Origin of the sequence: Pseudomonas sp. FSL R10-1350, assembly GCF_009600525.1 — a bacterium.
Lineage (GTDB): Bacteria > Pseudomonadota > Gammaproteobacteria > Pseudomonadales > Pseudomonadaceae > Aquipseudomonas > Aquipseudomonas helleri.
This window is the reverse complement of record NZ_WIVR01000035.1, coordinates 1-21,021: the sequence shown is the minus strand read 5'-3', so window position 1 is coordinate 21,021 and position 21,021 is coordinate 1. Positions and strand designations below refer to the sequence as shown.

Genomic DNA, 21,021 nt, shown 5'->3' with positions numbered 1-21,021 from the left:
TACGTGCAGCCACCCGCTGACAGCGCTGGGTGCGGGTAGCACGCGTGTCGGCGGGGCTTGGATAAGCGCATTGATTATAGGGAGGCCAAATCGAATGTAACAAGGCCTTACATGGTGATCAGGCCGCGAGCTTGACGCTGTCGTGCCAGATCAGCACACGGCTGACGCGGTTGTCTTCGGTGGCGAGGATTTCGAGGCGGTAGTGGCCGATCTTCAGGCACACAGTGCTTTCGGGGATGGTCTCTAGCGCTTCGGTAACCAGCCCGTTGAGGGTTTTCGGGCCGTCGCTGGGCAGGTGCCAGCCCAGGCTTTTGTTCAGTTCGCGCAGGCTGGCGGCGCCATCGACCACATAGCGGCCATCGGGGAGCGGCTCAATATGCGGGTTGTCGAGGTCTTGCTCGTTTTCGAATTCGCCGACGATCTCTTCGAGAATATCTTCCAGCGTGACAATGCCGAGCACTTCGCCGTATTCATCGACCACCACGCCGATGCGGCGTTGCTGTTTATGAAAATTGAGCAGTTGCAGTTGTAGCGGGGTGCTTTCGGGAACGAAGTAGGGTTCGTGGCAGACCGCCAGCAAGGCTTCTTTGGTCAGGCTGGCATCGGGCAGCATGTGCTGGATGTGCCGGGTATTGAGGATGGCTTCGACCTGATTGATGTCGTTATGAAACACCGGCAGGCGCGTGCGTTTGGTCAGGCGAAGTTGCTCGATCAGGTCTTCGATCGGGTCATCGAGGTTCAGGCCTTCGACTTCGCTGCGCGGGATCAGGATGTCGTTGACGGTGATGTTGTCCAGCGCCTGAATGCCCGACAGCAGGCCGGGGCGGCTGCTGGAGGGCTCGGCATCACGGGTCGGGACTTCGCTGGGCGACTGCTGCGGCGCGTCGCGGTGCGCCTTGGCGCCAACCTTGCGCGACGTTTTGCCAATAAAGAAGCCTAAGCCGAGAAACAGCAGGGCCAACACTGCAAGCACTGGACCGTGGGGCAAGCTATCCATATTCATCGCCGTCAGATATGCAGAATGTATTCACGGACCAGTTTGCTGCCAAAGTAGGCCAGCATTAACAGGCAGAAACCGGCAAGCGTCCAGCGGATGGCTTTGTGCCCGCGCCAGCCGAGGCGGTTACGCCCCCACAGCAGCACGCTAAAGACAATCCAGGCCAGGCAAGCGAGCAGGGTCTTGTGCACCAGATGCTGGGCAAACAGGTTGCCCAGGAACACCCAGCCAGAAATCAGCGACAGTGACAGCAGCGACCAGCCCGCCCACAGGAAGCCAAACAGCAGGCTTTCCATGGTTTGCAGCGGCGGGAAGTTTTTGATCAGGCCCTTGGGGTGCTTGTGCTTGAGCTGGTAGTTCTGCAAGGACAGCAGCAAGGCCTGGAACACGGCAATCGTGAACATGCCGTACGCCAGAATCGACAGCAGGATGTGCAGCAGGATCCCCGGCTCTTCATCGACCACCTGAACGGTGCCGGCGGGGGCGAATTGCGACATCAGTACGGTGAATATCCCCAGCGGGTACAGCAATAGCAGCAGATTCTCGACCGGGATGCGGGCGCAGGCCACCAGCGTCACGATGATCACCGCCACGGCAATCAGGCTCGCGGCGCTGAAAAAGTCCAGCTCAAGGCCTGCCGGTGTCAGCAAATGGGTAAACAGGCTCGCGGCGTGGGCGATAACGGCAAGAATGCCGAGCGTTACCAACAGGCGTTTGTTGGCCTTGGCGCCCTGACGCAGGCATTTGCCTTGATAAAAGGTCGCAGCGGCATATAAGCAGGCGGCGGCGAGGCTGGGTAGCAAGCTGGGTGACAAGGGGAGCATAAATCCTGTTAGGCAAGCCCGAAAGGGCTGAGTTTGGCATACAACCGGCCGTACACGAAAGACCACATACGCGACGCCAAGGTGTGCGCGGCGGCCAGTCTTCGCTATAATCCGCGACCTGCCCACGCCGCAGGCTCGCCGAGCATCAGTTTTACACGGGCTGGGCCGCAATTACCCCGGTCTACTTTGGGCCTGAAAGGATCGCGCATGTTTGAAAATTTAACCGATCGTCTCTCGCAGACGCTGCGCCATGTCACCGGCAAGGCCAAGCTGACCGAAGACAATATTAAAGACACCCTGCGTGAAGTGCGCATGGCGTTGCTGGAAGCCGACGTGGCTTTGCCGGTGGTCAAAGACTTCGTCAACTCGGTCAAAGAGCGCGCGGTCGGCACCGAAGTGTCGCGCAGCCTGACGCCGGGTCAGGCGTTTGTAAAAATCGTCCAGGCCGAACTCGAAAGCCTGATGGGCGCTGCCAACGAGGACCTGCTCCTCAATGTTGCGCCGCCTGCCGTGGTTCTGATGGCCGGTTTGCAGGGTGCGGGTAAAACCACCACCGCCGGCAAGCTGGCGCGCTTCCTTAAAGAGCGCAAAAAGAAAACCGTGATGGTGGTGTCGGCCGACGTGTACCGTCCGGCGGCCATTAAACAGCTGGAAACCCTGGCGGGCGAAGTGGGCGTTACGTTCTTCCCGTCCGATATCAGCCAGAAGCCAGTGGCCATCGCGCAAGCGGCTATTAATGAAGCCAAGCTCAAATTCATCGATGTCGTGATCGTCGACACCGCCGGTCGTCTGCACATCGACGCCGAGATGATGGCCGAGATCCAGGAGTTGCACGCGGCGGTCAAGCCGGTCGAGACCCTGTTCGTGGTCGACGCCATGACCGGCCAGGATGCGGCCAACACCGCCAAGGCCTTTGGTGATGCGCTGCCGCTGACCGGTGTGATCCTGACCAAGGTCGACGGTGATGCCCGAGGCGGTGCGGCATTGTCCGTGCGCTCGATCACCGGCAAGCCGATCAAGTTCATCGGTATGGGCGAGAAGAGCGACGCGCTCGAGCCGTTCCACCCGGACCGTATTGCCTCGCGCATTCTGGGCATGGGCGACGTGCTCAGCCTGATCGAGCAAGCTGAACAGACGCTCGATAAAGACAAAGCCGACAAACTGGCTAAAAAGCTTAAAAAAGGTAAAGGCTTCGACCTCGAAGACTTCCGCGACCAACTGCAACAGATGAAGAACATGGGCGGCCTTGGCGGCCTCATGGACAAACTGCCGAACATGGGCGGTGTCAATCTGGCGCAAATGGGCAATGCCCAGGGCGCTGCTGAAAAGCAGTTCAAGCAAATGGAAGCCATCATCAACTCCATGACTCCGGCCGAGCGCCGTGACCCTGACCTGATCAGCGGTTCGCGCAAACGTCGTATTGCCATGGGCTCCGGCACTCAGGTGCAGGACATCGGGCGCTTGATCAAGCAGCACAAGCAGATGCAAAAGATGATGAAAAAATTCTCCGCCAAAGGCGGAATGGCCAAAATGATGCGCGGCATGGGCTCGATGTTGCCCGGCGGCGGCATGCCAAAAATGTAAATTACCCGCCCGCACGCGTGCGTGCGGGTAACTCGCAACCTTGCGAGACACCCGGCAAACCCGCGTTGTGCGGGAGCTGACCTGTCGCCATTCGTGGCGGCCTTATGGCAAATCTACATCGCAGGCCCATAGGCGCCTGAAAAAGACATTTGCAAAAGTCCGGATATTCCTTAGAATATGCGGCCTTTCGGGCACCTATGCCCGCTGTGCATTTAGATTTGCAGCACCGACTACAGGAACGATGTTCACATGCTAACAATCCGTCTTGCCCTTGGCGGCTCCAAAAAGCGCCCGTTTTACCACTTGACCGTTACCGACAGCCGTAACCCACGTGACGGTTCCCACAAGGAACAAATTGGCTTCTTCAACCCGGTTGCCCGTGGTCAGGAAGTTCGTTTCTCCGTTAAAGAAGACCGTCTCGCTTACTGGTTGGGCGTTGGTGCACAAATGTCTGAGCGCGTAGCTCAGCTTGTGAAGGTCAATGCTAAGGCTGCGGCCTGAGCAATATGAGCGTGACGCCTGAAACTGCTGATGATTTGATCGTTATCGGCAAGATTTTTTCGATTCATGGCGTACGCGGCGAAGTGAAGGTGTATTCCTTTACGGATCCAATTGACAACCTGCTCGATTACAAAAAAGTCACGCTTCGGCGTGGTGCTGATGTGCGGCAGGTAGAGCTGGTCAGTGGTCGTTCCCAGAACGGCAAGTTTCTGGTTGTGAAGATCAAAGGTCTCGATGACCGTGATGAAGCAGGTCTTCTTCGCGAATTCGAAATCTGCGTACCACGCAGCCTGTTCCCTGAACTGACCGACGGCGAGTACTACTGGTACGAGCTTGAAGGCCTCAAGGTCATCGATACAGAAGGGCAATTGCTCGGGAAAATCGATCACCTGCTAGAGACTGGCTCTAACGATGTGATGTACGTCAAACCTTGCCCAGGTAGCCTGGATGACCGTGATCGCTTGTTGCCCTACACAGAGCAATGCGTGCTGAGCGTCGACCTGGTAGCCGGCGAGATGAAGGTGGATTGGGATGCGGACTTCTAAGCGTGGCTAAATTACGCGTAGAAGTGATCAGTTTGTTTCCCGAAATGTTTTCCGCCATCAGCGACTATGGCATCACCAGTCGCGCGGTGAAACAAGGGCTCTTGCAGCTCACCTGTTGGAATCCGCGGGACTACACAACGGACCGGCATCACACTGTGGACGATCGCCCATTTGGCGGTGGTCCGGGCATGGTGATGAAGATCAAGCCTCTGGAAGATGCGCTGGTTCAGGCCAGAGAAGCAGCCGGAGAGGCGGCGAAGGTAATTTACCTGTCGCCCCAAGGCCGCCAGCTTAATCAGTCGGCGGTACGCGAACTGGCGAATGAGGAAGCATTAATCCTCATTGCAGGTCGTTATGAAGGCATTGACGAGCGTTTTATAGACGCTTATGTCGATGAAGAGTGGTCGATTGGTGACTATGTACTTTCCGGTGGCGAGCTGCCGGCGATGGTTCTGATTGATGCGGTTACACGACTGCTGCCCGGAGCTTTAGGGCATGTGGACTCCGCGGAGGAAGATTCCTTCACGGACGGTCTGCTGGATTGCCCGCACTACACCCGACCGGAGGTGTATGCGGATCAGCGTGTTCCCGACGTATTGCTAAGTGGCAATCATGCACACATCCGGCGTTGGCGTTTACAGCAGTCCCTTGGGCGGACCTTTGAACGACGCGCCGATCTTCTGGAAAGCCGCTCGCTTTCTGGAGAAGAGAAGAAGCTGCTTGAGGAATATATCCGCGAGCGGGACGATAGTTAACAACGTATCGATGGTAGATCCAGACGATCTACCTTAGGAGCACAGCATGACTAACAAAATCATCCTTGCACTCGAAGCAGAGCAGATGACCAAAGAGATCCCTACCTTTGCCCCGGGCGACACCATTGTCGTTCAGGTGAAAGTGAAGGAAGGCGACCGTTCGCGTCTGCAAGCTTTCGAAGGTGTAGTGATTGCCAAGCGTAACCGTGGCGTGAACAGTGCTTTCACTGTTCGTAAAATCTCCAACGGTGTTGGCGTAGAGCGTACTTTCCAGACCTACAGCCCGCAAATCGACAGCATGGCTGTGAAGCGTCGCGGTGACGTTCGTAAAGCCAAGCTGTACTACCTGCGTGACCTGTCCGGTAAAGCAGCTCGCATCAAGGAAAAACTGGCTTAAGTCCAGCTTCCCGATGCAGAAAAAAGCAGCCTTCGGGCTGCTTTTTTGTTGCCTGAAATTTGTCAGACCTTTGTCCAGTTGTGGGTAGTAAAAAGCATGACTTCGCGCGAGCAAGAGATCCAACGTCGTACAGATTTATCCGTCACCAGCATTACCAAAGCGGTATTCCCTTCGACCACCAATCACCACAACACCTTGTTTGGCGGCACAGCGCTGGCCTGGATGGACGAAGTCTCGTTCATCGCCGCGACTCGTTTCTGCCGTTTACCGTTGGTGACCGTTTCGACTGACCGTATCGACTTCAACCACCCGATCGCGGCGGGTTCGATTGTTGAATTGATTGGTCGTGTCGTGAAAGTGGGCAACACCAGCCTCAAGGTTGAAGTTGAAGTGTATGTCGAGAGCATGAGCAGTGATGGTCGTGAACTGGCGATCCAGGGCTTGTTCAGTTTTGTCGCCATCGACGATGCCAAACGCCCGGTGCCGGTGTTGCCGGGGTATTAGGTCCGCGACGTCAAAGCCAGATCAAAAGATCGCGAGACAAGCTCGCTCCTACAGATGTGTCCACGGGTGTACTCCGTCCGTAGCAGTTGACGAGCCTTGCGAGGCTACGTCCGGCTGCGTAGCAGCCGTAAAACCATTTGCAGATCAAAAGATCGCGAGCAAGCTCGCTCCTACAGATGTGTCCACGGGTGTACTCCGTCCGTAGCAGTTGTCGAGCTTTGCGAGGCGACGTCCGGCTGCGCAGCAGCCGTAATCCATTCAGGCGTCCTGCCTGATCAACGCCAGCAACGTCCACCCTGCGCCCGGTTTCAATTCGCTTTCGGGCGTCACCACATGCACCCAGCCCGTGCTGTCACGGGCGAACAGCAGGGTGGCGCGTTTGCCGTGCAACGTCTGGTAATCCTCCCAGGTGAAGTTGTCGGTCAGGGTGGTGCTGTACATCTCGGCGCCCTGGCTCAGTTCGCTGGCCAATTGCCCGTAGGTCAACGCCGGATTGCCCAGCGCAAGCCCACGGTATTCATGGCTGGCGCGATGCTTGTCAGAGCGGCGGTGTTCCTGGCCGTTGGCCAGTGCAAACACCCGGCGCGGGCCAAACTCATGGGCGAAGCGCACCGCGGCCAAGGTGTTCAGTTCGCCAGACGCCGACAAGGCAAGTAAATGCCCAAGCCCGACCAGATCCAGATGTGTCTCGGCATGCTGTGAGGCCGGATTACCAAAGTAAGTGGGCAAGTTGTCCATGCGCGCAGCGCGGATGTTCTCCCAGTTGGAGTCGGTGAGTACCACGCGGCTGCCTTGCTGTTGCAGGGCCTTGCCAATGACCCGGGCCGGACCGTTGGCGCCGACGATCAAAAAACCGCTGGGGGGCGGTTCTGCAACTTTGAGCAGGCGCGCCAGCGGCCGTGCTGTTGCACTTTGCAGCACCACAGTGCCGATGATCACCGCGAAGGTCAGCGGCACCAGTAACAGCGCGCCTTCATGGCCCGCCTCGTTGAGCCGGATCGCGAAAATCGCCGACACGGCCGCCGCGACAATCCCGCGCGGCGCGATCCAGGCCAGCAAGGCGCGCTCGCGCCAACTGAGCTTTGACCCTGCCGTGGACAGCAGCACATTCAAAGGGCGGGCAACCAGCTGAATGATCAACAGCAAAACCAGCACCACAGGCCCGAGGCCGATCATGGCGTGCAAGTCCAGACGTGCCGCCAGCAGAATAAACAGGCCTGAAATCAGAAACACACTGAGGTTTTCTTTGAAGTGCAGGATGTTGCGCACATCGACGCCCTTCATGTTGGCCATCCACATGCCCATGAGCGTGACCGCCAGCAGCCCGGACTCGTGCATCACTTGGTTGGCCGCAATAAATACCCCCAGCACCCCGGCCAGCGTCGCCAGGCTTTGCAGGTATTCCGGCAGCCATTGCTTGCGCACGATCTGGCCCATGATCCAGCCGCCGATAATGCCAAACAGGCTGCCGCAGACGATGACCCCGGCAAACGTCAACAAGCTTTGGCTCAGGCCGTTGTCGCTGGCGCGGGCGATGATAAAGCTATAAACCACCACGGCGAGCAGGGCGCCAATCGGGTCAATAACGATGCCTTCCCAGCGCAGGATGTTGGCAATCGACGCTTTGGGCCGTACCACCCGCAGCATCGGTACAATCACGGTCGGCCCGGTGACCAGGGTCAGGGTGCCGAACAACAGGGCCAGCAGCCAGTCAAAGCCCAGCAGCCAATGGGTAGCCAGGGTGATCACAGCCCAGGTGGAGAGGGCGCCGATGGTCACCAAACGGTGCACCACGCTGCCGATCTCACGCCATTCGGACAGGTGCAAGGTCAGGCTGCCCTCAAACAGAATCAACGCCACTGCCAGCGAAACCAGCGGCATCAGCAGCGGGCCGAACAGCGCTTGCGGGTCGAGCCAGCCCAGCACGGGGCCTACCAAAATACCGGTCAGCAGCAAAAACAGGATGGCCGGCAGCTTGAGCCGCCAGGCCAGCCACTGGGACGCCAGTGCGGCAAGGCCGATACCGCCGAAAGACAGCAAAATCTGTTGTTCGGTCATACGTAGTCCCGTAAAAACTGATGGTTTATCGCGCAGGCTGCCTATGAAAGACTAGCGGCCGCTTTTTCAATTCACATTTTATTTGTGCGCGGCTCTCTGGCCGTGCTGTACGAGTGCCAATGCCTGCCATCGACAACCCGCTTATCGACCGCTTTCTGGATGCCTTATGGCTGGAAAAAGGCCTGTCGGACAACACCCGCGATGCATATCGCAGCGACCTGGCGCTGTTCAATGGCTGGTTGCAGGAACGCGGTATCGAGTTGATCGATGCCGGGCGCGAGTTGATCCTTGATCATCTGGCCTGGCGCCTCGACCAAGCGTACAAGCCGCGCTCGACTGCACGCTTTTTGTCCGGTGCACGGGGTTTTTATCGCTATCTCTTGCGTGAAAAGCTTATAACCGTTGACCCGACCTTGCAGGTCGATATGCCGCAGTTAGGCCGGCCTTTGCCCAAGTCACTGTCAGAAGCAGACGTAGAAGCCTTGCTCGCCGCGCCAGACCTGAGTGAAGCCATCGGCCAGCGTGACCGCGCCATGCTTGAAGTCCTGTATGCCTGCGGGTTGCGGGTGACCGAGCTGGTCAGCCTGACTCTGGAGCAAGTGAATCTGCGTCAGGGCGTGCTGCGGGTGATGGGCAAGGGCAGCAAGGAGCGGCTGGTGCCGATGGGCGAGGAGGCGATTGTCTGGGTTGAGCGCTACCTGCGCGACGGCCGTGCCGAGTTGCTGAATGGTCGTCCCAGCGATGTGCTGTTCCCCAGCCTGCGCGGTGAGCAAATGACCCGCCAGACCTTCTGGCACCGCATCAAGCATCAGGCCATGGTGGCCGGGATCGAAAAATCGCTGTCTCCGCACACGTTGCGGCACGCGTTTGCCACCCATTTGCTCAACCATGGCGCCGATTTGCGCGTGGTGCAGATGCTGTTGGGGCACAGCGACCTGTCCACCACGCAGATTTACACCCACGTAGCTCGCGCCCGCTTGCAAGATCTGCACGCTCAGCACCATCCGCGAGGCTAGCTGGACGTCAGTTGATCGTCGGCCCGGCAAGCCATCTGTGGTAGGCTTTGCCGGTTTCGAAAGCGAGCCGCCAAAACCCGTTTATACACCGTGGTATCAGGCTTGGCCGTTTGTCCGCCTTCAGGAGTTCCCATGCGCGTGACCCAGATTTTTGCCGCCGCAGCCATTGCGTTGGTCAGTACGTTTTCTTTCGCCGATACCGGCGCCGAACAAGCCATTCGCAAAAGCCTTGATACGCTGCAACTGGATGTTCCGATCGAGAGCATCAGCGCAAGCCCGATGGCGGGCCTGTATGAAGTCAAACTCAAGGGCAGCCGCGTGCTGTATGCCAGCGCTGATGGCCAGTTCATCGTGCAGGGCTACATGTTCCAGCTCAAGGACGGCAAGCCGGTCAACCTCACCGAAAAGGCTGAGCGTGATGGCGTTGCCAAACTGATCAATGGTATTCCGGTGGCCGAAACCGTCGTTTACCCTGCGGTCGGTGAAACCAAGTCGCATATCACCGTCTTCACCGACACCACCTGCCCGTATTGCCATAAATTGCACGCCGAAATCCCCGAACTGAACAAAATGGGGATCGAAGTGCGCTATGTTGCGTTCCCGCGCCAGGGCTTGGGCTCGCCGGGTGATCAACAGCTGCAGGCGGTCTGGTGTTCCACGGACAAGAAAAGCGCCATGGACAAGATGACCGACGGCAAAACCGTCAACGCGCCGAAATGCGCCAACCCGGTTGCCAAGCAATTTGCCTTGGGGCAGTCCATCGGGGTCAACGGCACACCGGCCATCGTACTTGCCGATGGCCAGGTAATTCCGGGTTATCAGCCTGCTGCGCAGGTTGGCAAGCTGGCACTCAGTGTTAAATAATCCTGCGTCGTTACGCTAAGCCGGTAACGATCATGGCCGGGCACTTCAACTGCCCGGCTATTAATAGAGAACCGTGGCAGTCCACGGTTGTTTTCCACGGCCGACCTTGAGTCGGCCGTTTTATGGGGAGTTCAGCGTGAATCCGGTCAAAGTAGGTATCTGTGGGCTCGGGACCGTCGGTGGCGGTACCTTTAACGTACTAAAGCGTAACGCCGAGGAGATTGCCCGCCGTGCCGGGCGTGGCATCCAGGTTGCGCAAATTGCTCTGCGTACGCCAAACCCTCAGTGCGACATTACCGGTACCCCCATTACCAACGATGTTTTCGCTGTTGCCACCAACCCTGAAATTGACATCGTTATCGAGCTGATTGGTGGTTACACCATCGCCCGTGAACTGGTGCTCAAAGCCATCGAAAACGGCAAGCACGTGGTCACCGCCAACAAGGCGCTGATTGCCGTGCACGGTAACGAGATCTTCGCCAAGGCTCAGGAAAAGGGCGTGATCGTCGCGTTCGAAGCAGCGGTTGCCGGTGGTATTCCGGTGATCAAGGCGATTCGTGAAGGCTTGTCGGCCAACCGCATCAACTGGGTGGCGGGCATCATCAACGGTACCGGTAACTTCATCCTCACCGAAATGCGCGAAAAGGGCCGTACGTTTGAAGACGTACTGGCCGAAGCGCAAGCGTTGGGCTATGCCGAAGCAGACCCGACGTTCGACGTTGAAGGCATTGATGCGGCGCACAAACTGACGATTCTGGCGTCGATTGCCTTCGGCATTCCGCTGCAATTCGACAAAGCCTACACCGAGGGCATCACCAAGCTGACCACGGCTGACGTGAACTACGCAGAAGCCCTGGGCTATCGCATCAAGCACCTGGGCGTTGCGCGCAGCACGGCCAGCGGCATCGAGCTGCGGGTTCACCCGACCCTGATCCCGGCTGATCGCCTGATCGCCAACGTCAATGGCGTGATGAACGCGGTAATGGTCAATGGTGACGCGGCAGGTTCGACCCTGTTCTACGGCGCTGGCGCCGGCATGGAACCGACCGCCTCCTCGGTGGTGGCTGACCTGGTTGACGTGGTGCGCGCCATGACCTCCGACCCGGAGAACCGCGTGCCGCACCTGGCCTTCCAGCCGGACGCGCTGTCTGCTCACCCGATCCTGCCGATCGAAGCGTGCGAAAGTGCTTACTACCTGCGCATCCAGGCCAAAGACCATCCGGGCGTCCTGGCTCAAGTGGCCAGCATCTTGTCGGAGCGCGGTATCAACATCGAATCGATCATGCAGAAAGAAGCCGAAGAGCATGACGGTCTGGTGCCAATGATTTTGCTGACTCACCGTGTTATCGAGCAGCACATCAATGACGCCATCACTGCGCTTGAAGCGTTGCAAGGTGTTGTAGGTCCGGTCGTTCGCATCCGCGTAGAAAGTCTCAATTAATGAAGCAGCGGTAAGCGGTAAGCTGCAAGCCGCAAGTTAAAGGCCACGCTGGCTTTACTTGTCGCTTGCTGCTGAACTGCTTGCCGCTCAAACCGAAGGTTTGAACCAATGCGCTATATCAGCACCCGTGGCCAGGCACCGGCCCTGAATTTTGAAGATGTTCTGTTGGCCGGTCTGGCCAGCGATGGCGGTCTGTACGTGCCGGAAAACCTGCCGCGCTTTACTCAGGAAGAAATCGCTTCCTGGGCAGGCCTGCCGTATCACGAGTTGGCATTCCGGGTGATGCGCCCGTTTGTCACCGGCAGCATTCCTGATGCCGATTTCAAAAAAATCCTCCAAGAAACCTACGGCGCCTTTGCTCACAGCGCGGTTGCACCGCTGCGTCAGCTCAATGGCAACGAGTGGGTACTTGAGCTGTTCCACGGCCCTACGCTGGCGTTCAAGGACTTTGCCCTGCAATTGCTGGGGCGTTTGCTGGATTACGTGTTGGCCAAGCGTGGCGAGCGCGTGGTCATTGTTGGCGCAACGTCGGGCGATACCGGCTCGGCGGCCATCGAGGGCTGCAAGCACTGCGAGAACGTGGATATTTTCATCCTGCACCCGAACAACCGGGTGTCGGAAGTACAGCGTCGTCAAATGACCACTCTGTTTGGCGACAACATCCACAACCTCGCCATCGAAGGCAACTTCGATGACTGCCAGGAAATGGTCAAGGCCAGCTTTGCTGATCAGGGCTTCCTCAAGGGCACGCGCCTGGTCGCCGTGAACTCGATCAACTGGGCACGCATCATGGCCCAGATCGTTTACTACTTCCACGCAGCCCTGCAACTGGGCGGCCCGCACCGTTCAGTGTCGTTCTCGGTGCCGACCGGTAACTTTGGCGATATTTTCGCCGGCTACCTGGCGCGCAATATGGGCTTGCCGATCAATCAGTTGATCGTTGCCACCAACCGCAACGACATCCTGCACCGCTTCATGAGCGGCAACCAGTACGCCAAAGAGACCCTGCACGCGACCCTGTCGCCGTCCATGGACATCATGGTGTCGTCGAACTTCGAACGCCTGCTGTTCGACCTGCATGGCCGCAATGGCGCCGCGGTTGCGGGCCTGATGGACGCGTTCAAGCAAACCGGCACCTTCAGCGTGGAAGACGATCGCTGGACTGAAGCTCGCCGTCTGTTCGACTCGTTGGCGGTCAACGACGAGCAAACCTGCGACACCATCGCCCAGGTGTTCGCTGAAACCGGCGAAGTACTCGATCCGCACACTGCCATCGGCGTGAAGGCGGCCCGTGAGTGCCGTCGCAGCCTGGATATCCCGATGGTTATTCTGGGGACAGCGCATCCGGTCAAGTTCCCCGAGGCTGTTGAGAAAGCGGGTGTAGGAAAAGCACTGGAGCTTCCTGCTCACCTTTCCGACTTGTTTGAGCGAGAAGAGCGTTACACCGTTTTGGCCAATGACCTTAAAGCCGTTCAGGCCTTTGTCAGCCAGCATGGCAACCGTGGGAAAGCCCTCTAAGGGTCTTTTTCTTACGTACTTTTAAGCCCGTCATCTGACGGGCTTTTTTGTGGGTGCGTGGCAAACTTGCTCGGTTTTCGCCTCCGTATGCTGGCGAGTAGCCGGTCAAGGAGGCTGTCATGTCACGTTTTGCCCACGTGCTGAAATCATGGATGTTGCGGGTACTCTGCATCGCGCTGGTGAGCGTCACTACCAGCACCCAGGCAGCCCAAGGCTTGCCGTTCCGGCTGCCGAAAAGCTTTATCGACCTCAAGCCGCTGGTGCTTGATTACGAGCAACAGCACTGGCTGGAGGAGCGCGGTCGGCTACGCGTGGGCATATCCATTGGCGATTACGCCCCCATGGACATCGCCAACGAGCGCAACCGTTATCAGGGCATCAGTGCCGATTACCTCAGCCTGGTGCGGGACAAGCTGGGGGTCACGGTTGAAGTGTTGGGGTTCAGCAAGCGTGACCAGGCAGTGGCAGCGCTGCTCTCGGGCAAAATCGACATTCTGACCAGCGCCACCGGCTACGAGCGCGGTATTGAAGGCCTGCTGTTCTCAAATGAATACATGACCGATCGCTCAGTGATGGTGGGCAAAGAAGCAGCAGCGCCCGACGGGAACTGGGCAGGCAAAAAAATCGGCTTTCTCGACGGCGAGGTCGATGCACACGTTGCCGATGCGTTCTACCCCGACAGCGAGATCATCCTCACCCCCACCTTGCACAGTGCGCTAGAAGCGCTCAATGAAGGCGACATTGATGCGCTGGTTGCACATGAAATCATTGTCCGGGGCTTCAAGACGCTGCGGTCTTACTCCAGCTTGCGTGTTTTGGGGCAGAGCGCTTTGCCTGAGTCAGGTTTTGCCTTTGCCGTGCGCCGCGGTGATTCGCAGTTGCAGGCCTTGATTGATCGCGCATTGAACAGCCTGGATGACGAAATGGGCCATGTGATCCTTTCGCGCTGGCACGCAGGGCATCTGGGCGCTATTGGCCAGCAGCACATACAGCTGCTGCCTCGCGAGCACGCCTGGATCAAGCAAAATCCGGTGGTCATGGTTGCCTCTCAGCAATACCCGCCGTATGTCTTTAAAAACGGTGAGCAGCGCTGGGAGGGCTTGAACGCAGATATTCTGGCGCGTATTTCCCATATGACCGGGTTGCAGTTTGTCCATCAAGAAAGCGCCTCAACAGCGCAAACCCTGGAAATGCTCAAAAGCGGCAAGGCGCAGATGAATACCACCCTGGCCAAGAATGCCGAGCGTCAGGCGTATCTTAATTTCACCTATTCTTATGGCGGCGCTCCTTGGGTCTTCGTCGTGCGTAACAATGACTTTCGCCTGAGTTCTCTGGATCAACTCGCGGGCAAGGTCTTGGCGCTGCCGGCCCGGCACGCGCTGGAATCAATGATTCGGCGCAACTACCCAGACATCATCCTGCGCAGTGTCGAGAACTATGCGCAGGCACGTGATCTGGTTGAGCAAGGCGAAGCGCTGGCCACGATCCAGAATGAAACACAGGCGTATCTGCACCCGGCCAGACACTTGAAAGTAGGCCGAAGTGTCGATGGTCGCTGGGCCTCCGATAACTTTTCGGTTGCGGATCAGTTCCCGGAACTGCTCGACATACTGAACAAGGGTTTAGAGGCCATCCCCATGACTGATATGCAGGCACTGCGGCACAAGTGGTTGCATGACCTCAAGAAAATGCCGGTCGAACCGCAGGTGTCGATTTTGCCGTTGTTGTACGGGGGGCTGGCGGGCGCTATTGGCCTGGGGGGCGTTCTGGTGATGTGGAATCGACGCCTGGTAAACCAGTTGCGCATTGCACGCTTGGCCGAGAGCGCTTTAAGCGCCCGCCTGGAGTTTGGGCAACGCTTCTTTGATGCGATCCCCTGTCCGATTTTTGTGAAGGGGCTTGAAGGACAAGTCATCACCTGTAACCGCACTTACGAAGAGTTTTTTTCGACCCGGCTAGAACTGATTCACGGGCGGCGCATGACGGAAGTGCCTTTTTTATCCGTTGAAATCGCAGAGCAGTTTCATGCTGAGTTGATGTCGGTGCTTCGTAACCGCAAGCCTTTTTATCAAAAGCGCAGCCAGGCCTTCAAAACGGCCGGTGGTGAGGTGTGTTGCTGGGTTGTGCCTTTTTACTCGGGCTCAGGTCATTTGGAAGGGGTTGTGGGAGGCTGGTTTGACCTGTCCAAGACGCCAAAAATGGGGATGAACGGTTAGCCACCGCAGAAGCGATCTTGTCTAGCGGTCTTTTGGCCTGTGTTGCACCGCTGGTCAATAATTCGCTGTTCTCATGCCTTCGCAGCACCCTTACGGTGCATTTCGCTTATTAAGTCGGGGTTTCAATAAGGCTCAAACAGTTGCTCGCGCAGGGTATGCAGCTGATTGTTAGCGCGCGTTGTTGGCCCTTGATGACTAGGTTTCAGGGTTAAAGGCGGTATCAATTAGTTTTGTTTTTATGAATTTGCCTACATCGATTTAGGATTTGTCTTATGTCGATTCTTAGGCAATCGCACTAAAGTCGGTCCCCTTGCCAATAGTGCGTGAACTCTTCCAAGGCCCTTTATGCGCTCAATGAAAGTTCTGATTCTTGAAGACAATCCATTTCAACTCATGGTGCTACACCAAATGTTGAACGCCTTTCGCATTTTTGACGTGCTGGCTGCCGAGAGTGTCGAGTCTGCCCGTTGCTCATTGGCCAAATGCGAGGGCATTGACCTGGCTATTTGTGATTTGCATCTGGAAGGGTTGTCCGGGATTGAGTTGATTCGTGAGTTGGCGACCAAGCGCGAAGCCCAGGCGCTGATTATTCTCAGTTGCGCCGCGCCACACGTAGTTGAAAGCGCAGTACGTACGGCCCGCGAGGAAGGTTTGGAGGTGTTGGGGTATTTGCCCAAACCCGTGACCGTTAACGGCCTCGGACGCTTGCTGGATGCTTATGGCGCACGGGCTGGCGCATGAAGTGAAAATTGATCCTGCGTATCGGGAACCTTTGTAGCGTTAGCTGTGTCAGATTTTTCATCAGCAAGATCAAGTCTTTTGCTCCGAGACTTGTAGCTTGCTGAGCAGGTCATCATGACCTTGTTAAACCCCGAGTTGTCTCCCCACTGCTCGGGGTTTTTTTTGTGCTTTTTTTGTCAGGGCACCGTCGGTTCTTGCACCGGGAGCGGGGCAGAGGCACGGCCATCATCGGCTTGGTCGGCCTGTATCCAAAAGGTCTGCGCAGACGCAATTGAATCCCGGGGCAGATGTCCCAGTACCGTATTGATGTCGGCAATGGCTTTTTGCCCTTGCGGAGTTTTTGTGCACCCTGCGTAGATGGTTTGGTAGGCCGGGGCACCCTGGATCGGGTAAAAAGCCAGCGCCTTGGATGAAAGGCCATATTGCTTGGCCTTTGACTGAATCTCTGGCCAATAGCCCAGCAGCGTCGGCAGGCGTCCGACGTGTTGCATTTGCAACAGGCTGCCTATCGCATCGTTGCCGTAATGGATAAAAAGTGGATCCCTCGGGCTTTTTGACAATTGATCGTCAATCCAGACCCCGTAACTGCGTTTGGCCACCAGACCGAGCTTGACAGACTGAGCGCTCAGCAGGGCAGGCAAGTCGACGGCCTGGTCATGCACAAACGGCGCGATAAGTTGTTCATCCGTACGGCGAATGGCCAGCCCGTTACTGCGTAAACCGAAGATCGGGCTTGAATAGACAATGTGCAGGGCACGGCTCTGATTCCACACCAGCATTGGATCGCAGGCCAGCTCTTGCCCTTCTAGCATTTGCAGGGAACGGGCCCGATTGACCCGCTGGATGACATGCTCATACTGCGGCATGTTGGCGATTAGCACCGGCAGCAAGCGATCGATGATGCCTTGGTCCTTGTTCGGGCCATCGTGCACTGCCATTGGTGGGAGGTCGCGCACCAGCCAAATGAGTTTTTCGGCCGCCAGCGCGCCGGGCGTGCAAAAAAACATCGCTGAGGTTATCAACCCCGCGCAGATGCCTCGCCATTTCCAGCGCTTGGTCATTGGGCCTGTCTCCTTGGCGGTCCTTAAAACGGCTTAACGGTTAAATCGCGCCTGCCTGTTTCAATTTAACGATGGCGCTGGCGTCGTAGCCCAAATCAGCCAAGACCTCCTGATTATGAGCGCCCAGCTCCGGTCCTACCCACTCGGCTGACCCTGGCGTGTCTGAAAGCCGAGGCACGATGCCTGGCATTTTGAACGCTTTGCCGTCAGGAAGTTTGGCCTGCAAGAACATTTCGCGGGCCAAAAATTGCGGGTCAGTGAACATGTCTTCGGCCGAGAAAATGCGGCTGGCGGGGACTTCTGCCGTGTTCAGGTGATCAAGCACGGTTTGCAGCGGCAGCGAGGCAACCCAGCGGTCAATCACGCCGTACAGCTCGTCACGGCGGGCATCCCGGCCATCGTTGCTGGCCAGTTGCGGATCGTTCGCCAGGTCTTCGCGGCCAATAATCAGCATGAAGCGTTTGAAAATGGCGTCGCCATTGGCGCCAATCTGTACGTGCTTGCCGTCCTTGCTGGTGTGAATCGAGGAGGGCGTGATGCCCGGCATGATATTGCCGGTGCGCTCGCGAATAAAGCCGAACACATCGAACTCCGGCACCATGCTTTCCATCATGGCGAAAATGGCTTCGTACAGCGCCACATCCACCACTTGGCCCAGGCCGCCATTCACTTCGCGATGACGCAATGCCATCAAGGCGCCAATGACGCCCCACAGCGCGGCAATCGAGTCGCCAATCGAAATGCCGGTGCGCACGGGCGGGCGATCTTCAAAACCGGTGATGTAGCGCAACCCGCCCATGGACTCACCCACCGCGCCAAAACCGGGCTGGTCTTTCATCGGCCCGGTCTGGCCAAAGCCCGACAAACGCACCATCACCAGTTTGGGGTTCAAGGCGTGCAGCACGTCCCAGCCCAAACCCAGTTTTTCCAGGACGCCGGGGCGGAAGTTCTCGATCAGGATGTCGGCCTCGGCCAACAGCTCCTTGAGGATGTTCAGGCCATCGGGGTGCTTGAGGTTCAGCGTCAGGGATTTTTTGTTGCGCGCCTGGACGAACCACCACAGCGACGTACCTTCATACAGCTTGCGCCATTTACGCAGGGGATCGCCGCCATCGGGTGATTCCACCTTGATCACATCGGCGCCAAATTCGGCACAAATTCGCGAGGCAAAAGGACCGGCGATCAGGGTACCCAGTTCGATAACCTTGAGGCCCGAAAGGGGTTTGGTGGCGAGCGACATGCGGAGTCCTTATGCAGAGCGAACGAGAACAGCGTTTTAACATAGGTCGTGGCACCACGTCCTGTGGGAGCGGGCTTGCCCGCGATAACATCACCGCGCTGATTCTGATAGACGGCGTTGTTTGCATCGCGAGCAAGCCCGCTCCCACAGAACATGGGCGGATCGGTTAGACTTGCCGTCTTTCTCCGTATCAAGAAGCCCGTTCATGGCCCAGCCGTCCACGACCTACAAGTTCGAACTCAACCTCACCGATCTCGATCGTGGGGTCTATGAAACCGTCAAGCAGACCATTGCCCGCCACCCTTCGGAAACCGAAGAGCGCATGGCTGTGCGCCTTCTGGCTTACGCCCTTTGGTACAACGAGCATCTGTCGTTTGGCCGAGGCCTTTCAGATGTAGACGAGCCAGCGCTGTGGGAAAAAAGCCTGGATGACCGTGTTCTGCACTGGATCGAAGTCGGCCAGCCCGATGCCGATCGTCTGACCTGGTGCTCGCGCCGCACCGAGCGCACCAGTTTGCTGGCCTATGGCAGCTTGCGCGTCTGGGAAGGCAAGGTTATCCCGGCGATCAAAAACCTGAAAAACGTCAACATCGCTGCCGTTCCGCAAGAGGTTCTGGAAGTGCTGGCCAAAGACATGCCACGCGTTATCAAGTGGGACGTGATGATCAGTGAAGGCACCGTGTTCGTGACCGACGACCGTGGCCAGCACGAAGTTCAGTTGCAGTGGCTGCAAGGCGAACGCGGTTAATTCACTCGGTTCAACACTTTAAGAGAACGTCCCCCCGGTTATGCGCATCGAACCCCGTCCACTGCCCGAAACCCTGCCTTTTTTGGGCGAAATGCCGACCCTGCTCACGCGTTTGTACGCTGCGCGGGGGGTGCAATCACAAGCTGAACTGGACAAGAGCCTGGCGCGGTTGATCCCGTACCAGCAGCTCAAGGGCATCGACGCGGCGGTGGACTTGTTGGTGGTGGCGCTTGAACAGCGTCAGCGCATCTTGATCGTCGGTGACTTTGACGCCGACGGTGCCACGGCCAGTACCGTGGGCATGCTCGGTTTGCGCCTGCTGGGCGCCGCCCATGTCGACTACCTGGTGCCCAACCGGTTTGAGTACGGCTACGGTCTGACCCCCGAAATCGTTGAAGTGGCATTGACCCGTTCGCCGCAATTGCTGATCACCGTGGACAACGGGATCTCCAGCGTCGAAGGCGTGGCCGCGGCGAAAAAAGCCGGGCTGAGCGTGCTGGTCACCGACCACCACTTGCCGGGCAACGAACTGCCGGCGGCCGATGCCATCGTCAACCCTAACCAGCCGGGTTGCGAGTTCCCTAGCAAGGCGCTGGCCGGGGTAGGGGTGATCTTCTACGTACTGATTGCCTTGCGTGCACGCTTGAACAGCTTGGGTTGGTATCAAACGGTCAAAGCGCCCAACATTGCCGAATTGCTCGATTTGGTGGCATTGGGCAGCGTGGCCGACGTGGTGCCGCTGGATGCCAACAACCGCATTCTGGTGCATCAGGGGCTTGAGCGAATCCGCGCCGGGCGGGCGCGGCCAGGGCTTAAAGCAATCCTGGAAGTGGCCAAGCGCGATCATTCGAAGATTACCTCTACCGACTTGGGCTTTATTCTCGGTCCACGGCTGAACGCGGCCGGGCGGCTGGACGACATGAGCCTGGGCATCGAATGCCTGCTCACCGACGACCCCAACGCGGCGCGAGACATGGCCGCCCAGCTCGACGAGATGAACCAGGACCGTAAATCCATTGAGCAAGGCATGCAGCGTGAAGCGCTGGCCCAGCTCAAGGAATTGACGCTGGACAGCATGCCGTTTGGCTTGTGCCTGTTCGACCCGGAGTGGCACCAAGGGGTGATCGGGATTCTGGCCTCGCGCCTCAAAGAGCGCTATTTCCGCCCGACCTTTGCCTTTGCCGATGCCGGAGACGGCATGCTCAAGGGCTCGGGGCGTTCGGTACCGGGCTTTCATATTCGTGATGCGCTCAGCGTGGTCGCGGCGCAGCATCCGGAGTTGATCAGTAAATACGGCGGCCACGCCATGGCAGCGGGTCTGACATTGCCTGAAGCCAACTTCCCACTGTTTGCTCAAGCATTTGACGACGAAGTCCGACGTCAACTGCGTGAGGAAGACCTGACCGGTCGGCTGTTGTCTGACGGCAGTTTGGCGATTGAAGAATTCCACCTTGAACTGGCGCGCGCGTTGCGCCATGCCGGGCCGTGGGGGCAGCACTTCCCTGAACCACTGTTTCACGGGGTGTTTCAGTTGGTCGAGCAGCGTATTGTTGGCGAGCGGCACTTGAAAGTCGTGCTCAAGACCGAGTGCGGCAGCGTCAAACTGGACGGCATTGCCTTTGGAGTAGACCGCGAAGTGTGGCCCAACCCGACCATTCGCTGGGTCGAGCTGGCCTACAAACTCGACCTCAACGAGTTTCGCGGTAACGAAACCGTGCAACTGATGATCGCCCACATCGAACCGCGCTAACGCCTGCCCCCTTTTGGCTGACCAATAACGCTGTAGGAGCTGCCGCAGGCTGCGATCTTTTGCTTTTGAAGATCAAAAGATCGCAGCCTGCGGCAGCTCTAATCAAACACAAAATAAGTAATTGATTCTAAAGGCCTTGTAGGAGCGAGCTTGCTCGCGATCTTTTGATCTTGATCTAAGAGCTCCCCTCACCCTAGCCCTCTCCCTGTATGGACCGGGGACATAGCGAACACAATGTTCGGAGACATCGCGAACACTTTT

The 21,021-nt window shown here is 57.7% G+C and carries 18 protein-coding genes and 1 pseudogene; 14 read left to right on the top strand and 5 right to left on the bottom strand.

Translation table 11 applies throughout. The features are described from left to right. Positions 1-118 precede the first annotated feature (118 nt). Together GHO25_RS15920 and GHO25_RS15915 are read right to left on the bottom strand one after the other, a co-directional pair. Positions 119-823, bottom strand: a pseudogene (locus GHO25_RS15920) (transporter associated domain-containing protein); the annotation flags it as partial. Between the two features lie 185 nt (positions 824-1,008). Beyond that, positions 1,009-1,821 (bottom strand): inner membrane protein YpjD, encoded by an 813-nt coding sequence (locus GHO25_RS15915; protein WP_048368180.1) that lies wholly within the window; start codon positions 1,819-1,821, stop codon positions 1,009-1,011. A gap of 207 nt (positions 1,822-2,028) precedes the next feature. Here GHO25_RS15915 and ffh point away from each other — a divergent pair, with 207 nt between their 5' ends. The 6 genes from ffh (at position 2,029) to GHO25_RS15885 (ending at position 6,107) form a co-directional block, all read left to right on the top strand. Continuing rightward, on the top strand, positions 2,029-3,405 hold the full coding sequence (gene ffh, locus GHO25_RS15910; RefSeq protein ID WP_048368178.1) for a signal recognition particle protein: 1,377 nt from the start codon (positions 2,029-2,031) through the stop codon (positions 3,403-3,405). A gap of 249 nt (positions 3,406-3,654) precedes the next feature. Beyond that, positions 3,655-3,906, top strand: a complete 252-nt coding sequence (rpsP, locus tag GHO25_RS15905; RefSeq protein WP_048368177.1) for a 30S ribosomal protein S16 — start codon at positions 3,655-3,657, stop codon at positions 3,904-3,906. A 5-nt stretch (positions 3,907-3,911) separates the two neighbouring features. Further along, the gene (rimM, locus tag GHO25_RS15900; RefSeq protein ID WP_153391216.1) at positions 3,912-4,451 is read left to right on the top strand and encodes a ribosome maturation factor RimM; all 540 of its coding nucleotides are present in this window, start codon (positions 3,912-3,914) and stop codon (positions 4,449-4,451) included. Between the two features lie 2 nt (positions 4,452-4,453). Beyond that, positions 4,454-5,206, top strand: a complete 753-nt coding sequence (gene trmD / locus GHO25_RS15895; protein WP_048368174.1) for a tRNA (guanosine(37)-N1)-methyltransferase TrmD — start codon at positions 4,454-4,456, stop codon at positions 5,204-5,206. 46 nt (positions 5,207-5,252) lie between these two features. After that, positions 5,253-5,603, top strand: coding sequence for a 50S ribosomal protein L19 (gene rplS, locus GHO25_RS15890; protein ID WP_003175895.1), 351 nt, complete (start codon positions 5,253-5,255; stop codon positions 5,601-5,603). A gap of 96 nt (positions 5,604-5,699) precedes the next feature. Next, complete coding sequence (locus GHO25_RS15885; RefSeq protein ID WP_048368173.1) at positions 5,700-6,107, top strand: acyl-CoA thioesterase; 408 nt, start codon at positions 5,700-5,702, stop codon at positions 6,105-6,107. A 258-nt stretch (positions 6,108-6,365) separates the two neighbouring features. Here GHO25_RS15885 and GHO25_RS15880 read toward each other — a convergent pair whose 3' ends face one another. Further along, complete coding sequence (locus GHO25_RS15880; RefSeq protein ID WP_153391214.1) at positions 6,366-8,165, bottom strand: sodium:proton antiporter; 1,800 nt, start codon at positions 8,163-8,165, stop codon at positions 6,366-6,368. A gap of 119 nt (positions 8,166-8,284) precedes the next feature. Here GHO25_RS15880 and xerD point away from each other — a divergent pair, with 119 nt between their 5' ends. The 6 genes from xerD to GHO25_RS15850 all read left to right on the top strand — a co-directional run bounded on the left by xerD (position 8,285) and on the right by GHO25_RS15850 (position 15,961). After that, positions 8,285-9,181, top strand: a complete 897-nt coding sequence (gene xerD, locus GHO25_RS15875) for a site-specific tyrosine recombinase XerD (RefSeq protein WP_153391212.1) — start codon at positions 8,285-8,287, stop codon at positions 9,179-9,181. 132 nt (positions 9,182-9,313) lie between these two features. Next, the gene (locus GHO25_RS15870) at positions 9,314-10,045 is read left to right on the top strand and encodes a thioredoxin fold domain-containing protein (RefSeq protein WP_048368169.1); all 732 of its coding nucleotides are present in this window, start codon (positions 9,314-9,316) and stop codon (positions 10,043-10,045) included. Between the two features lie 136 nt (positions 10,046-10,181). Then, complete coding sequence (locus tag GHO25_RS15865; protein ID WP_048390998.1) at positions 10,182-11,486, top strand: homoserine dehydrogenase; 1,305 nt, start codon at positions 10,182-10,184, stop codon at positions 11,484-11,486. 108 nt (positions 11,487-11,594) lie between these two features. After that, positions 11,595-13,004: a threonine synthase gene (gene thrC / locus GHO25_RS15860; RefSeq protein WP_153326133.1), complete on the top strand. Its 1,410-nt coding sequence runs from the start codon at positions 11,595-11,597 to the stop codon at positions 13,002-13,004. Positions 13,005-13,123: 119 nt separating this feature from the next. Next, positions 13,124-15,220, top strand: coding sequence for a transporter substrate-binding domain-containing protein (locus GHO25_RS15855; protein WP_153391209.1), 2,097 nt, complete (start codon positions 13,124-13,126; stop codon positions 15,218-15,220). Between the two features lie 345 nt (positions 15,221-15,565). Further along, entirely contained in the window at positions 15,566-15,961 is a 396-nt protein-coding gene (locus GHO25_RS15850; RefSeq protein WP_048368166.1) for a response regulator, read from the top strand. Between the two features lie 176 nt (positions 15,962-16,137). On the opposite strand, the gene GHO25_RS15845 is transcribed toward GHO25_RS15850, so the two are convergent. Beyond that, entirely contained in the window at positions 16,138-17,022 is an 885-nt protein-coding gene (locus GHO25_RS15845; RefSeq protein WP_153391208.1) for a TIGR02285 family protein, read from the bottom strand. A 40-nt stretch (positions 17,023-17,062) separates the two neighbouring features. Beyond that, complete coding sequence (locus GHO25_RS15840) at positions 17,063-18,262, bottom strand: CaiB/BaiF CoA-transferase family protein (RefSeq protein ID WP_153326135.1); 1,200 nt, start codon at positions 18,260-18,262, stop codon at positions 17,063-17,065. 205 nt (positions 18,263-18,467) lie between these two features. Between GHO25_RS15840 and GHO25_RS15835 the strand changes: the two genes are divergently transcribed. Beyond that, positions 18,468-19,010 carry a YaeQ family protein gene (locus tag GHO25_RS15835; RefSeq protein ID WP_153326136.1) on the top strand — a complete coding sequence of 181 codons (543 nt, stop codon included), beginning with the start codon at positions 18,468-18,470 and terminating at the stop codon, positions 19,008-19,010. 40 nt (positions 19,011-19,050) lie between these two features. Beyond that, complete coding sequence (gene recJ, locus GHO25_RS15830) at positions 19,051-20,760, top strand: single-stranded-DNA-specific exonuclease RecJ (protein ID WP_153391207.1); 1,710 nt, start codon at positions 19,051-19,053, stop codon at positions 20,758-20,760. The last annotated feature ends 261 nt before the right edge of the window (positions 20,761-21,021 follow it).